General features: G+C 71.2%; 9 protein-coding genes and 2 tRNA genes. 10 read left to right on the top strand and 1 reads right to left on the bottom strand.

Annotation, left to right across the window (positions count from 1 at the left end):
• Nucleotides 1-81: 81 nt before the first annotated feature.
• The 4 genes from O7616_RS29110 to O7616_RS29095 all read left to right on the top strand — a co-directional run bounded on the left by O7616_RS29110 (nt 82) and on the right by O7616_RS29095 (nt 7,025).
• Nucleotides 82-2,940 (top strand): PQQ-dependent sugar dehydrogenase, encoded by a 2,859-nt coding sequence (locus O7616_RS29110; protein WP_282304880.1) that lies wholly within the window; start codon nt 82-84, stop codon nt 2,938-2,940.
• A gap of 75 nt (nt 2,941-3,015) precedes the next feature.
• Complete coding sequence (locus O7616_RS29105) at nt 3,016-5,130, top strand: ThuA domain-containing protein (protein ID WP_282304879.1); 2,115 nt, start codon at nt 3,016-3,018, stop codon at nt 5,128-5,130.
• A gap of 191 nt (nt 5,131-5,321) precedes the next feature.
• Nucleotides 5,322-5,807 carry an ATP-binding protein gene (locus O7616_RS29100; protein ID WP_282304878.1) on the top strand — a complete coding sequence of 162 codons (486 nt, stop codon included), beginning with the start codon at nt 5,322-5,324 and terminating at the stop codon, nt 5,805-5,807.
• A gap of 210 nt (nt 5,808-6,017) precedes the next feature.
• Entirely contained in the window at nt 6,018-7,025 is a 1,008-nt protein-coding gene (locus O7616_RS29095; protein ID WP_282257226.1) for a sugar phosphate isomerase/epimerase family protein, read from the top strand.
• Between the two features lie 64 nt (nt 7,026-7,089).
• Here the strand turns inward: O7616_RS29095 and O7616_RS29090 are convergent, their stop codons facing one another.
• Nucleotides 7,090-7,494, bottom strand: a complete 405-nt coding sequence (locus tag O7616_RS29090; RefSeq protein WP_282257228.1) for a hypothetical protein — start codon at nt 7,492-7,494, stop codon at nt 7,090-7,092.
• A gap of 294 nt (nt 7,495-7,788) precedes the next feature.
• On the opposite strand from O7616_RS29090, the gene O7616_RS29085 reads away from it, so the two are divergent.
• The 6 genes from O7616_RS29085 (at nt 7,789) to O7616_RS29060 (ending at nt 14,606) form a co-directional block, all read left to right on the top strand.
• Nucleotides 7,789-7,861, top strand: a tRNA-Asn gene (locus O7616_RS29085).
• A gap of 571 nt (nt 7,862-8,432) precedes the next feature.
• Nucleotides 8,433-10,550 (top strand): MMPL family transporter, encoded by a 2,118-nt coding sequence (locus O7616_RS29080; RefSeq protein WP_282304877.1) that lies wholly within the window; start codon nt 8,433-8,435, stop codon nt 10,548-10,550.
• Nucleotides 10,540-11,778 carry an FAD-dependent oxidoreductase gene (locus O7616_RS29075; RefSeq protein ID WP_282304876.1) on the top strand — a complete coding sequence of 413 codons (1,239 nt, stop codon included), beginning with the start codon at nt 10,540-10,542 and terminating at the stop codon, nt 11,776-11,778. The genes O7616_RS29080 and O7616_RS29075 overlap by 11 nt, the downstream gene beginning before the upstream one ends.
• A gap of 55 nt (nt 11,779-11,833) precedes the next feature.
• On the top strand, nt 11,834-12,781 hold the full coding sequence (locus O7616_RS29070; RefSeq protein ID WP_282304873.1) for a hypothetical protein: 948 nt from the start codon (nt 11,834-11,836) through the stop codon (nt 12,779-12,781).
• Nucleotides 12,778-14,463 carry an insulinase family protein gene (locus O7616_RS29065; protein WP_282304872.1) on the top strand — a complete coding sequence of 562 codons (1,686 nt, stop codon included), beginning with the start codon at nt 12,778-12,780 and terminating at the stop codon, nt 14,461-14,463. The genes O7616_RS29070 and O7616_RS29065 overlap by 4 nt, the downstream gene beginning before the upstream one ends.
• Before the next feature lie 66 nt (nt 14,464-14,529).
• Nucleotides 14,530-14,606, top strand: a tRNA-Ile gene (locus tag O7616_RS29060).
• Nucleotides 14,607-14,784: the final 178 nt, after the last annotated feature.

Below are 14,784 nucleotides of genomic sequence, written 5' to 3'. Positions count from 1 at the left end.
CGACCCCCACCACCGCTACGGCATCCGGCGCGACGGCGCGCGCCCGGCCTGGCAGTCACTCGTCAGGAAGGGGCAGCACCCATGTCCATGCAGGACACTCCACGACAACGGTCCCGACGATGGTTCTCCGCCGGATCGGCGCTGCTGCTGGCGGCCACCACCGGCGCCGTCTCCCTCGCCGTCGGCACGGCCCCCGCGCAGGCGCACACGATCGTCGCCACCGACTTCCAGCAGGTCGAACTCGCCCGCGGGGTGAGCGACATGGGTGAGCCGATGTCACTGGCGGTGCTGCCGGACCGTTCCGTCCTGCACACCGCCCGCAACGGCACCCTGCGCCGCACCGACGCGGCCGGCACCACCTCGGTGATCGGCACGCTGTCGGTCTACACCCACGACGAGGAGGGGTTGCAGGGCGTCGGCGTCGACCCGGGCTTCGCCAGCAACCGGCAGATCTACCTTTACTACGCCCCGCCGCTCTCCACCCCCGCCGGTGACGCGCCGGCCACCGGCACCGACTTCTCCGCCTGGAACGGGGTGAACCGCCTCTCCCGGTTCACGCTCAACTCCGACTTCACGCTCAACCAGTCCAGCAAGGTCGACGTGCTCGACGTGCCGGCCAACCGGGGCATGTGCTGCCACGTCGGTGGGGACATCGACTTCGACGCGGCCGGCAACCTCTACCTGTCGACGGGTGACGACACCAACCCGTTCGAGTCCGCCGGCTACTCGCCGCTGGACGAGCGGACCAACCGCAACCCGGCGTACGACGCGCAGCGCAGCGCGGGCAACACCAACGACCTGCGGGGCAAGATCCTGCGGATCAAGGTGAACGCGAACGGGACGTACTCCATCCCGTCGGGCAACCTGTTCGCGCCCGGCACGGCCCAGACGCGCCCGGAGATCTACGCGATGGGCTTCCGTAACCCGTTCCGGATCAGCGTGGACAAGGCCACCGGGGTCGTCTACGTGGGTGACTACGGGCCGGACGCCGGCTCCACTAGCTCCACCCGTGGGCCCTCCGGCCAGGTGGAGTTCAACCGGGTCGCCGCGCCGGGCAACTACGGCTGGCCGTACTGCACCGGCACCAACACCACGACCGAGACGTACAACGAGTGGGACTTCGCCACCAACGCCAGCGGGGCGAAGTACAACTGCACCGGCGGGCCGACCAACAACTCGTTCCGCAACACCGGCCGGACCACCCTGCCGCCCGCGCAACCGGCCTGGATCCGGTACGCCGGTGACGCCGGCACCCCGACCGAGTTCGGCGGCGGCTCCGAGTCGCCGATGGGCGGCCCGGTCTACCGGTACAACGCGTCGTCGACCTCCACCACGAAGTTCCCGCAGTCCTTCGACGGGCAGTTCTTCGCCACCGAGTTCGGCCGGGGCTGGATCAAGCCGATCCACGTCAACTCCGACGGCTCCCGGGGCACCATCGACACCTTCCCCTGGGTCGGCAAGCAGGTGATGGACTCGGCGTTCGGCCCGGACGGCGCGTACTACGTGCTCGACTACGGCACCGGTTACTTCAACGGTGACGCCAACTCGGCGCTCTACCGCTTCGACTACGTCGGCGGCGGCAACCGGGCGCCCACCGCCGTGGCCGGTGCCAACCGCACCTCCGGCGCGGCGCCGCTCGCGGTGACCTTCTCCTCGGCCGGCTCGTCCGACCCCGAGGGCGGCACCCTGACCTACTCGTGGGCCTTCGGTGACGGCACCACCTCGACCGCGGCCAACCCCACCAAGACGTACACCACCAACGGCACCTACACCGCCACGCTGACGGTCCGCGACCCGCAGGGCGCCACCGGCAGCAGCAGCGTGCGGATCAACGTCGGCAACACCGCCCCGACGGTGACCATCAACAGCCCGGGCAACGGCCAGCTGTTCGGCTTCGGTGACACGGTGCCGTTCAGCATCACGGTCACCGACCCGGAGGACGGCACGATCGACTGCACGAAGGTCAAGATGACCTACGTGCTCGGCCACGACCAGCACGGGCACCAGATCACCTCGCAGAACGGCTGCTCGGGCTCGATCACCATCCCGGTCGACGGTGAGCACGACGACGCGGCGAACATCTTCGCGATCTTCGACGCCGAGTACACCGACGCCGGTGGGCTGACCACGCACACCCAGCACACGCTGCCGCCACGGCACCGGCAGGCCGAGTTCTACGCCACCTCGTCCGGGATCAACGTGTTCAGCAAGACCCCGGCCGAGGGCGGCAAGACCGTCGGCGACATCAACAACGGCGACTGGATCGCGTTCCAGCCGTACCGACTGGGCAACGTGACCTCGTTCAACGCCCGGGTCTCCTCGGCGGGCGCCGGTGGCACCCTCCAGGTCCGGGCCGGCTCGGCCACCGGCACGGTGCTCGGCTCGGCCACGGTCCCGGTGACCGGCGGCTGGGACACGTTCACCACGGTGACCGGGACGATCACCAACCCGCCGACCGGCACGACCACGCTCTACCTGACCTTCGCCGGATCGGGCACCGGGGCGCTCTACGACCTGGACGCCTTCACCTTCGTCACCGGCACGCCGCCGGCCGGCGGGGCCGGGGCGATCAAGGGACTGGGCGGCAAGTGTCTGGACGTGCGCAACGCCGCCACCGCCGACGGCACGCAGATCCAGATCTACACCTGCAACGGCAGCGCGGCGCAGACCTGGGCGGTCACCCCGAACTCGACGATCAAGTCGTTGGGTAAGTGCCTGGACGTCTCGGGTGCCGGCACCGCGGACGGCACCAAGATCCAGCTCTGGACCTGCAACGGGACCGCCGCGCAGAACTGGTCCGCGCAGGCCGACGGAACGCTGCGCAACCCGGCGTCCGGCAAGTGCCTCGACGTCTCCGGCAACAACTCCGCCGACAGCACCGTGGTCCACCTGTGGACCTGCGTCAGCGGTGCCGCCAACCAAAAGTGGACCCTGCCCTGAGCTGGCAGGAGGGGCCCCGGTCAACGACTAGTCTCGGGGTTTGGGGCCCCTCCTAACCGCGATTAGGAGAGCGATATGCGCAGACGCCTGCGACCCGTCCTCGGTGCGGCCATGGCCGCACTCGCCGTCCTCGCCTGTACGACACCGGCCACCCCGGCCAGCGCCGCCGACGCCCCCTACGACGTCCTGGTGTTCTCCAAGACCGCCGGTTTCCGGCACGACGCGATCCCGGTCGGCATCCAGACCATCCGCGACCTGGGTGCGGCGAACAACTTCACCGTCACCGCCACCGAGGACGCCGCCGCGTTCACCACCAGCAACCTGAACCAGTACGAGGCGGTCGTCTTCCTCAACACCACCGGCGACGTGCTCAACGCCAGCCAACAGACCGCCTTCGAGTCGTACATCGCCTCCGGGCGCGGCTACGTCGGTGTGCACGCGGCCGCGGACACCGAGTACGACTGGCCGTTCTACGGCAACCTGGTGGGCGCGTGGTTCGCCTCGCACCCGGCCATCCAGCAGGCCAACATCAAGGTGGAGGACCGGGGCCACGCGGCGACCGGACACCTGCCGCAGACCTGGACCCGCACCGACGAGTGGTACAACTACCGGACCAACCCCCGGTCGACCGCGCACGTGCTCGCCACGCTCGACGAGTCGTCGTACTCCGGCGGCGGGATGGGTGCCGACCACCCGCTGAGCTGGTGCAAGAGCTACAACGGCGGCCGGTCCTTCTACACCGGCGCCGGGCACACCCAGGCGTCGTACGCGGAGTCGGGTTTCCGTAACCACCTGCTCGGCGGCATCCGGTACGCCTCCGGCCGGAGCAAGGCCGACTGCCGGCCCGAGACCGGCTACACCCCGATCTTCAACGGCTCGACGACCGGCTGGTCGCAGGCCGGCCCGGGTAGCTTCACCAACTCCGACGCCACCCTGACCTCGGTCGGCGGCATGGGGTTGTTCTGGTACAACGCCAAGCAGTTCACCAACTACTCGTTGAAGCTGGACTGGAAGCTGGCCGGGGACGACAACTCCGGCATCTTCATCGGGTTCCCGCCGTCCAGTGACCCCTGGTCGGCCGTCGACAACGGCTACGAGATCCAGATCGACGCGACCGACGCGGCCGACCGCACCACCGGGGCGGTCTACACGTTCAAGTCGGCCGACATCGCCGCCCGTGACGCGGCGCTGAACGCACCGGGGGAATGGAACACCTACGAGCTGCTGGTCGAAGGTGAGCGGCTGCAGATCTTCCTCAACGGCGTGAAGATCAACGACTTCACCAACACCAATCCGGTCCGGTCACTGGCCGGTCACATCGGCATCCAGAACCACGGCACCGGTGACGACGCCTACTTCCGCAACATCCGGATCAAGGAGTTGGGCACCACGCCGCCGCCGACGGGGAACACCACGATCCAGGCCGAGGCGTTCAGCTCGGCGAACGGGGTCTCCGCCTTCACCAAGGCGGGCGCCAACGGTGGGCAGACGCTCGGCTACATCGAGCCGGGCGACTGGGCCGCGTACAACGGCGTCAACCTGACCGGTGTCACCTCGTTCACGACCCGGGTCGTCTCCGGCGGCGCGGGCGGCAGCATCCAGGTGCGCACCGGCTCGGCCACCGGCCCCGTGCTCGGCACCGTCGCGGTGCCGAACACCGGCAGCTGGGACACGTACGCCAACGTGAGCACCACGCTGTCCAACGTCCCGTCCAGCACCCAGAACCTCTACCTCACCTTCACCGGTAGCGGCACCGGGCTCTTCGACGTCGACGACTTCACACTGGTCAAGGGCAGCGGTGGCAGCACCGGGGTCGGCCCGATCAAGGGCCTGGCCGGCAAGTGCCTGGACGTGCGCAACGGCGGCACCGCCGACGGCACCCAGGTCCAGATCTACACCTGCAACGGCAGCGCGGCGCAGACCTGGACCGTGACGCCGACGCCGACGATCAAGGCGCTCGGCAAGTGCCTGGACGTCAACGGCAGCGGCACCGCCAACGGCACCAAGATCCAGCTCTGGACCTGCAACGGCAGCGGCGCCCAGAACTGGGCGGCGCAGTCCGACGGCACCCTGCGCAACCCGTCGTCGGGCAAGTGCCTGGACGTCTCCGGCAACAACTCGGCGGACAGCACCGTCGTGCACCTCTGGACCTGCCTGAACGCGGCCAACCAGAAGTGGACCCTGCCCTGACCCACTGAGCCGGGAGGAGCCGCCGTCACGACCCGACCTGGCGGCGGCCCTTCCCGAGGCAGTGCCCCGGTGAGCGTCATACCTGCGCGTCGTGCACAGGTATGACGCTCACGCCGGTCACGGCCCCGCGCCGGGCGCCGCCCGGGGCCCGGCTCACAGGCCACTGCCGTACCTTGACCAGCATGGGGCGTATGGCGCAGTGGCGCCGGATGGTGCAGGCGCACGGGCACCGGCTGCTGCACGGGGCCGAGGAGCCCGATCCGTCGACCGGGCCGGCTCCCAGCCTGAACCGCCTCGACGCGCTGGTGGAGGGCTTCGCCGCAGGCCAGCCGGTGCGCTGGAGCCTGGCCGGTTACCCTCGGCCGCTGCCCGGGCCGGTCGACGTCGTGGCGTACCGGATCATCGAGGAGGCCCTGACCAACGCGTGCCGGCACGCCCCGGGCGCGCCGGTCGCGGTCCGCCTGCGCTACGACGCCACCGGCATCACCATCGAGGTACGCGACGACGGCGCCGGTCCAGCGCCGTCGGGCGGGATCGCCCACCACACCGGGCAGGGTCTACTCGGGGTACGCAGACGCGCCGAGCGGCTCGGCGGCACGTTCTCCGCCGGCCCGCGTGCCGGTGGCGGCTTCACCGTGACGGTCACGCTGCCCGCGCCCGAGGAGGTGGCCGAGTGATGATCGGCCCGTGGGGCTTTCGCGATGGGGTGCCACGGAAATAGGGTGGGGTCGGCGACCGTGCTGGTGGCCGGTGACCCGGTGGGAGGCGCAACCCGCCGGGCTCAGGTGTGTTCCGCACCCACCGGTGCCCGCCCGGCGTCGCGTACGTCCGGTCACCCTCGCCCCGGTCCGCACCTGGAATCCCCATGACAACAGGGGAGAAGAACAATGGCGCGACCCATCACGCTCTTCACCGGCCAGTGGGCCGACCTTCCGTTCGAGGAGGTTTGCCGGCTCGCCTCCGAGTGGGGCTACGACGGTCTGGAGATCGCCTGCTGGGGCGACCACTTCGAGGTCGACAAGGCACTCGCCGACGACTCCTACGTCGAGCGTAAGAAGGAGACCCTCGCCAAGCACAACCTTCAGGTCTTCACGATCTCCAACCACCTGGTCGGTCAGGCGGTCTGTGACCACCCGATCGACGAGCGGCACCAGGACATCCTGCCCGCCCGGATCTGGGGCGACGGTGAGCCCGAGGGGGTCCGTCAGCGGGCCGCCGAGGAGATCAAGGACACCGCGCGGGCGGCCGCGAAGCTCGGGGTGAAGACGGTCGTCGGCTTCACCGGTTCGTCGATCTGGCACACCCTGGCGATGTTCCCGCCGGTGCCGCCGTCGATGATCGAGCGCGGCTACCAGGACTTCGCCGACCGGTGGAACCCGATCCTCGACGTGTTCGACGAGGTCGGCGTGCGGTTCGCCCACGAGGTGCACCCGAGCGAGATCGCGTACGACTACTGGACGACGAAGCGGACGCTGGAGGCGATCGGCAACCGGCCCGCGTTCGGGCTGAACTGGGACCCGTCGCACTTCGTGTGGCAGGAACTGGACCCGGTGAACTTCATCTTCGACTTCGCCGACCGCATCTACCACGTGGACTGCAAGGACGCCAAGGTGCGTACCGGGGACGGCCGGCGTGGCCGGCTCGCCTCGCACCTGCCCTGGGCCGACCTGCGCCGCGGCTGGGACTTCGTCTCCACCGGGCACGGTGACGTCCCCTGGGAGGACTGCTTCCGTGCGTTGAACGCGATCGGCTACGAGGGCCCGATCTCGGTCGAGTGGGAGGACGCCGGGATGGACCGGCTCGTCGGCGCCCCGGAGGCGTTGCAGTTCGTCCGCCGGCTCGCCTTCGACGCTCCGAGCGCCGCCTTCGACGCGGCGTTCAGCAGCAAGGACTGACCGCACCTCGGACAGACCACGGGCCGGTCGCCGTGTGGCGACCGGCCCGTCGAGGTGCGATGGGTCAGAGCGTGCTGGCGTTCGTGCCCGAGCCGGACGGCTTGGTGCGGGGGTTCATGGACGACGGCGACCCGGAGGTCGTGCCGACCGTGTTGGTGCCCGCCTTCGCGCCCACGGTGGCGGGCGTGCCGGCGAACGCGTCGTCGGCGGCGGTCAACTCCTGCTTGCCGGTGCTGCCGTTGCCGGTGCCCAGCTTCTCGCCCAGCTTGGTCTGGCCGAGCTTGTCCTTGCCCTCGCTGTAGAGCTTGTTCGCCTGGGCCTGCGCGACCCCGGCCGCCTCCTGGACGGTCGGGTGGTCGAGCACCTTGCGGCCCCGGACCACGAGCTCCTCGTACTTCTCCCGGCCGGCACGGGCGCCCAGGACGAAGCCCGCAGCCAGCCCGCCAAGAAACATGATCTTTCCGCGCATGGCGGCTCCTTCCGTACCTGACGCGCCATCGCCCCGGCGAGTCGCCCCGTCGGACGGCGACATGTTCGCGCCTGCGTCCTCTGTCCGCAGCTAACTACCCATCCTGCTCCCCGCTCAAGCATGTCTGGGCCGGGATGGCGATTTACCCCGTATGTCGATGTGTCGTGGCACCTGACCTGCGAGTGTCGATCATCAGGTGCCCGGGTGGAACCCACTGGACCGCCACCGGGGGAAGTCCTGTACTCTTGTCCCGTCGCACGGCGTCGGCGAGATCCGATTCCGGGCGGTGCACGATCCCCTGTAGCTCAATTGGCAGAGCAGCCGGCTGTTAACCGGCAGGTTATTGGTTCGAGTCCAATCGGGGGAGCTTCTTCACCCAACGCCCGTCGGCCCGATGCCGACGGGCGTTTCCGCATGTGCCGCCCGGCGTCCGTGCCGCCCGGCGTTTGCGCGCGTCCGGCGTCCGTGCCGCCCGGCGTCCGTGGCAGCAACATCCGGGATGTTGCTGTCTCCCGCGTGCCTGAGGCAGCAACATCCCCGAAGTTGCTGCTTCCCGCGTGCCTGAGGCAGCAACATCCCCGATGTTGTGACGATCTTGGCGCGGGGCGCGGGGCGCGGGGCGCGGGGCGCGGGGCGCGGGGCGCGGGGCGCGGGGGGCGGGGCGCGGGGCGCGGGGCGCGGGGCGCGGGGCGCGGGGCGCGGGGCGCGGGGCGCGGGGCGCGGGGCGCGAGGCGTGAGGGCGTGAGGGCGTGAGGGCGCGAGGCGCGAGGCGCGAGGCGTGAGGGCGTGAGGGCGTGAGGGCGCGAGGGCGCGAGGGTGCGAGGGCGGGCGTGGAATGGGAGGTTTGGGCCGCTTCGGGCTTGCCTGCCCGGCAGGATGGTCGATGTCGAGCCTCCGCTGCGTCGATCGACGCGCCGATCTCCTTGGGGTGGGTACGCATGTCCGGACGAGGCGGCCGGGCCACACTTGTCGCGGTGGCGGTCGTGCTGGCCTGGCTGGTGATCGGTGGCGTGGCCGGCCCGTACGCCGGACGCCTCAGCGAGGTCGCCACCAACGACAACGCGGCCTTCCTGCCCACCGACGCCGAGGCGACCCGGGCTCAGGACCTCGCCGGTCAGTTCGTCGACCGGGAGACCATCCCGGCTCTGGTCGTCTACGAGCGGCCCTCCGGCATCACCGACGCGGACCGGCAGCGGGTGAGCGCCGACGCCGCCCGGTTCGCCCAGGTGCCCGGCGTGGTCACGCCGCTGCCGCCGCCGATACCGAGCGAGGACGGCCAGGCCCTCCAGGTCGTCGTGCCGGTGGACGACGCCGAGGGTGAGGAGATCGGCACTGTCGTCGATCGACTGCGCGACATCACCGGCAGGGACCGGGACGGCCTCACCGTGGACGTCGCCGGGCCGGCCGGCCTGCTCGCCGACCTGATCAAGGTGTTCTCCGCCATCGACGGGCCACTGCTGCTGGTCACCCTGGTCGTGGTGCTGATCATCCTGCTGGTCGTCTACCGCAGCCCGGTGCTGTGGATCTTCCCGCTGCTGGCCGCCGGTACGTCGTTCGCCCTCGCCTCGGTCTTCGTCTACCTGCTGGCCGACGCGGACGTGCTCAAGCTCAACGGGCAGGCCCAGGGCATCCTCACCGTGCTGGTCTTCGGCGCCGGCACCGACTACGCGTTGCTGCTGATCGCCCGCTACCGCGAGGAGTTGCACCGCCACGACCGGCCCTGGTCCGCCATGCGCGCCGCCTGGAAGGGCGCCGCCCCGGCCATCATCGCGTCCGGCGGCACGGTCATCGTCAGCCTGCTCTGCCTGCTGCTGTCCAGCCTCAACTCCAACCGGGCACTCGGCCCGGTCGCCGCCATCGGCATCGCCGCCACTCTGCTGGTGATGCTCACCTTCCTACCCGCGCTGCTGGTGCTCGGCGGTCGCTGGGCGTTCTGGCCGCGACGGCCCCGCGAGGACCAGGCCGACCCGCGCCTGGAGCACGGCATCTGGAGTCGCATCGCCGGCTTCGTGGCCCGCCACGCCCGACCGATCTGGCTGAGCACCGCCGTCGTGCTGGCCCTGCTCACGCTCGGGCTCACCCAGCTCGGTGCGACCACCCTCGGCCAGTCCGACCTGTTCACCCAACGCGTCGACTCGGTGGACGGCCAGGAGGTGATCTCCCGGCACTACCCGGCCGGCACGGGCAGCCCGGCCACCATCTTCACCACCGAACAGACCGCCCGGCAGGTCGCCCAGGTGGCGCAGGGCGTACGCGGCGTCGCCGACGTCCGCCCCCTGTCCACCGGCCCACAGACCGGCCCACCCGACCCCGGCGCCGCACCGAAGGTCATCGACGGGCGGGTCCAACTGGAGGCCACCCTCACCGACCCACCCGACAGCGACGGCGCCGAGCGGACCATTCGTGAGCTGCGCGTCGCCGTACACCAGGTGCCCGACGCCGACGCCGTGGTCGGTGGCTTCACCGCGATCAACGTGGACACCTCGGACGCGGCGAAGCGCGACCAGAACGTCATCATCCCGGTGGTGCTGGTGGTCATCGCGGTGATCCTGGCCCTGCTGCTGCGGGCGTTGCTCGCCCCGGTGCTGCTGATCGCCACAGTGCTGCTCAGCTTCGCCGCGACCCTCGGCCTCTGCGCGCTGCTGTTCCGCCACGTCCTCGGCTTCCCCGGTGTGGACTCGTCGTTCCCGCTGTTCGCGTTCGTGTTCCTGGTCGCGCTCGGGATCGACTACAACATCTTCCTGATGAGCCGGGTCCGCGAGGAGTCGGTCCGGCGGGGTACCCGCGCCGGTGTGCTCGCCGGCCTCGCCGTCACCGGTGGGGTGATCACCTCGGCCGGCATCGTGCTCGCCGCGACGTTCTCCGCCCTCGCCGTCCTGCCGCTCGTGGTGTTGGTCGAGTTGGGTACGGCCGTCGCGATCGGGGTACTGATCGACACCATCGTCGTCCGGTCGTTGCTGGTGCCCGCACTGGCGTACGACATCGGGGCGAAGATCTGGTGGCCGGGCCGGTTGTCCCGGGCGAACGGTCAGCGGGAGGCGCGCGATGCCGGCTGAGACCGACGTGGTCGTCGTCGGCGGTGGCCTGGCCGGCCTCGCCGCCGCCCGCCGACTGCACCGCGCCGGGGTGCCCTGGCGGCTGTTGGAGGCCGGCGCTCGCCTCGGCGGCCGAGTCGCCACCGACGTGGTCGACGGCTACCTCGTCGACCGGGGCTTCCAGGTGCTCAACACCGCGTACCCGCGGCTCGGCACGCTGCTCGACACGGACCGCCTCAACCTCGGGTACTTCACCTCCGGTGTGCTGGTCCGCAAGGGCGACACCCTGTCGCGGCTGGTCAACCCGGTGCGCGAACCGACCGGCGGGCCGGGCACCGCGCTCGCCGGTGTCGGCTCGCTGCGCGACCGGCTGCGCTTCGCCGCGCTCGCCGCCGGCTGCGCCACGCTGCCCGCGGCCCGGCTGCTCGCCGCGCCGGAGACCACCGCCGAGACGGCGTTACGCCGGGCGGGCCTGTCCGACGCGATCATCGAGGAGCTGCTGCGGCCCTTCCTGTCCGGCGTGTTCATCGACCGGGAGCTGGCCACCTCCAGCCACGTGCTCGCGATGGTGCTGCGCTCCTTCGCCCGTGGCCGCATCGGCCTGCCCGCCGAGGGGATGGCCGCGCTGCCCCGGGCCGTCGCCGCCCCGTTGCCCGCCGACCTGCTCGACCTGGACACCCCGGTCGCCGAGGTCGCCCCGGGCCGGGTCCGCACCCAGGCCGGCGACGTCCGCTGCCGGGCCGTCGTGGTCGCCGTCGACCCGCCCGCCGCGTCCGCCCTGCTTCCGGCGGTGACGACGGTACGCATGCACAGCTACACCACCTACTACCACAGCGCCCCCGAGCCGCCGCTCACCGAACCGATCCTGCTGGTCGACGGGGACCGGCGGGAGATCGTGGCGAACACGGTGGTGCTCAGCAACGCGGCACCCACCTACGCCCCGGCCGGACGGCACCTGATCGCCACGTCGGTGGTCGGCCCGACCGCCCCACCCGAGCCGACCATCCGGGCCGAGTTGACCCGGCTGTACGGTCAGTCCACAGCCGACTGGACACACCTCACCACAGTCGCCGTGCCGCAGGCGCTACCCGCCGCGCCACCACCGCAGGGGCGGCTGCGCAAACCCGTGTCACTGGGGGAGGGGCTGTTCGTGGCCGGTGACCACCGGGACAGCCCGTCCATCCAGGGCGCTCTCGCCAGCGGCTGGCGGGCCGCCGGGGCGGTGCTGGAGGAGCTGCGCGCCGGCTGAACCCGGCCCGAAACGGGGCCTACGCGGCCCTTGTTGATCACTTATGATCCCCGCCATGCCCGCCCCTCTGCCAGCCCCCACCTTCGATGCTGGTGCCGCGTACCCCGAGGTCAACGACCTCCGCAAGGCGCTCGACGCCGCCGACTGGCCCGCCGTGCGGGCGCTGTTCGCCGACCGCGACCCCGCCTTCCGCACACTGCTCGTCGCCGCCGCCGGGGAACAGGAGGGAACCGAGCCGTTCCTCCGGCGGGTGTACGACGAGGACCCCTCCGACGCCCTCGCCGGGACGCTGCTCGGAAACTGCCTCATCCGTACCGGCTGGCGGATCCGCAGCGCCGCCCGGGCCCAGCACGTCAGCCGGAGCCAGTTCGACCAGTTCCACGACCACCTGCGACGAGCTGAGCAAGTGCTCATCGACGTCACCGCCCGGCACGAGGACGACGCGGCGGCCTGGACACAGCGGATCACCATCGCCCGGGGCCTGCAACTCGGCCAGAACGAGGCTCGTCGGCGCTACGACCGGCTCGCCCGAAGCCACCCCCACCACCTGCCCGCGCAGGCCAGCCTGCTCCAACAGCTCTGCCCGAAGTGGAGCGGCGACTGGGACCGGACCTTCGGCTTCGCCCGGGAGTGCGCCGAGGCCGCGCCCGACGGGGCACCCAACGGCGCGCTCGTCGCCGAGGCGCACCTGGAACGCTGGCTGGACTTCGACACCGAACGGGAACGCACGGAGTACCTGCGCAGCACGCCGGTCGTGGACGAGATCATGCGGTGCGGGCGACGGTCGGTGCTGCACCCCGACTACGTCGACCGAGGGGACTGGGTCTGGGTCCGTTCGACGTTCGCGTTGATGTTCAGCCTGACCGGGCAGTGGTCCGCCGCCGCCGGCCAGTTCACCGTCCTCGGCAACCTCGGCAGCGAATACCCCTGGGCCTACGTGGACGGGACCGAGGGCTTCACCAAGTTCCGCGCCGAGGCGTACGCGAAGGGTGGTCGGTCGTGATCCAGCACCTGGACGTGGACGGGGTGCCCACGCTGCTCGCCCCCACCGGCGGGCCCATGCACGCCGGGCTGACCTTCCGGGTCGGCACCGCCGACGAGACACTCGCCCGTTCCGGCATCACCCACCTCATCGAACACCTCGCGCTCGCCCCGCTCGGCCTGGCCGACTACCACGTGAACGGTGCGACCGCCCCCGCGTACACCACGTTCCACACCCAGGGCTCCGAGGCGGACATCGCGGCGTTCCTCACCGCCGTCTGCGCGCACCTCTCCGACCTGCCGGCCGCGCGGCTCGACGTCGAGAAGGAGATCCTGCGCACCGAATGGAGCAGCCGAGGCTCCGCCGCCGTCGACGACATTCCGCTGTGGCGCTACGGCGCCCGCGACTTCGGCCTGAGCAGCTACCCGGAATGGGGCCTGGGCGCGCTCACCGCCGACGACCTGCGGCAGTGGGCGGCGCGCTGGTTCACCAGGGAGAACGCCGTGCTCTGGATCGCCGGTGACCGGGTGCCCGCCGGGCTGCGGCTCACCCTGCCCAGCGGGGCCCGGCAGCCGGTGCCGGTGGCGTCGTCGGCGCTGCCGACCACCCCGGCGTACTTCGTCAGCGGCGCCCGCGCCGTGGTACTCGACTCGGTGGTACGCCGCACCACCGCCGCCAGCACCTTCGCCGGGGTGCTGGAACGTGAGCTGTACCGGTCACTGCGCCAGGACGCCGGTCTCTCCTACACCACCACCACCGCGTACGAGCCGCGCGGCGACGGGTACGCCACACTGCGGGCACTCGCCGACGCGCTGGCGGAGAAGCAGGACGCCGTGCTCGGCGGCTTCATCGACGTACTCGCGAAGATGCGGGTCGGCCGGATCGAACAGGCGGACCTCGACGCCACGATCGCCAAGCGTGAGGATGTCCTCGCCACCACCGAGGTGGACGCCGCGCGGCTCCCCGGGTACGCCCTCAACCTGCTGACCGGGCAGCCGAACCTCACCGTCGACGAGTACCGGGCCGAACTGAAGGCCGTCACCGTCGCCGACCTGCACGATGTGGCCGGCGAGGTGATGACCTCGGCGCTGCTGATGGTGCCCGGCGGCCACAGCGCCGACTGGGCCGGCTTCACCGCCGCACCCACCCACTCCGCCGACACCGTCGACGGCCCCACGTACCGTGCCCGGGAAGGCGCCGGTGGAGTCCGCCTCGGCGTCGACGGTGTGACCTACCTGCGGCCGGACGGGCACCTGACCGTCCGCTACGCCGACTGCGCCGCCATGCTCGCCTGGCCCGACGGCGCGCGGCAACTCATCGGCACGGACGCCATCGTGCTGCACATCGAGCCGACCATGCTCGGGTTGCCCCCGGGAACGATCCAGGCCATCGACGCCGGTGTGCCGGCCGACCGGCAGGTCACCATGCCGGCCCGCAGCGCGGACCAGATCCCGCAGCCCAGGCCCATCGAGCGTCAACCCGAACCCGCCAGGCGAGCCTGGTGGGAGGTCCCGGTGATGGTGCTCAGCGGGCTCGGCACCCTGCTCATGGGCGGCTTCTGCCTGCTGCTCACCATCGGTATGTTCGCCGCCGAGGAGAGTTCGGAGGACGACGCGTGGTTCTGGGGCGTCATCGCGGTCGGCTGGGTGCTCACTGTTATCCTCGCGTTGCCCATCGTGCTGCTGAAGCGACGACGGCGGTGATGAGGTGGGGCCGGATCGCTGCTGGCCCGTGATCCACCGGCCGGGATAAGATCCGGCGCGGTGTGAGGGGCGGTAGCTCAGCCGGTTAGAGCAGGGGACTCATAATCCCTCGGTCGCGGGTTCGAGTCCCGCCCGCCCCACCAGCACAAACGCAGATCGTCCTGACCAGCGAATCCCTTGGGGCGGGCGATCGGGGGCCCGAGCCCGCGAATCGCTCCCTAGTCCGGGCACGTCGCGATGGGCGGCAAACGCCCGGCCGCGGGTGCAGCGGACGGACGGTGCTGATGCGGACCTCCAGCCCCTTGTCCGTCCGCGCCGACA

It is taken from the genome of Micromonospora sp. WMMD964 (assembly GCF_029581455.1).
GTDB lineage: Bacteria > Actinomycetota > Actinomycetes > Mycobacteriales > Micromonosporaceae > Micromonospora.
The sequence above is the reverse complement of the archived record's forward strand: the minus strand, read 5'-3'. Positions and strand labels throughout refer to the sequence as shown.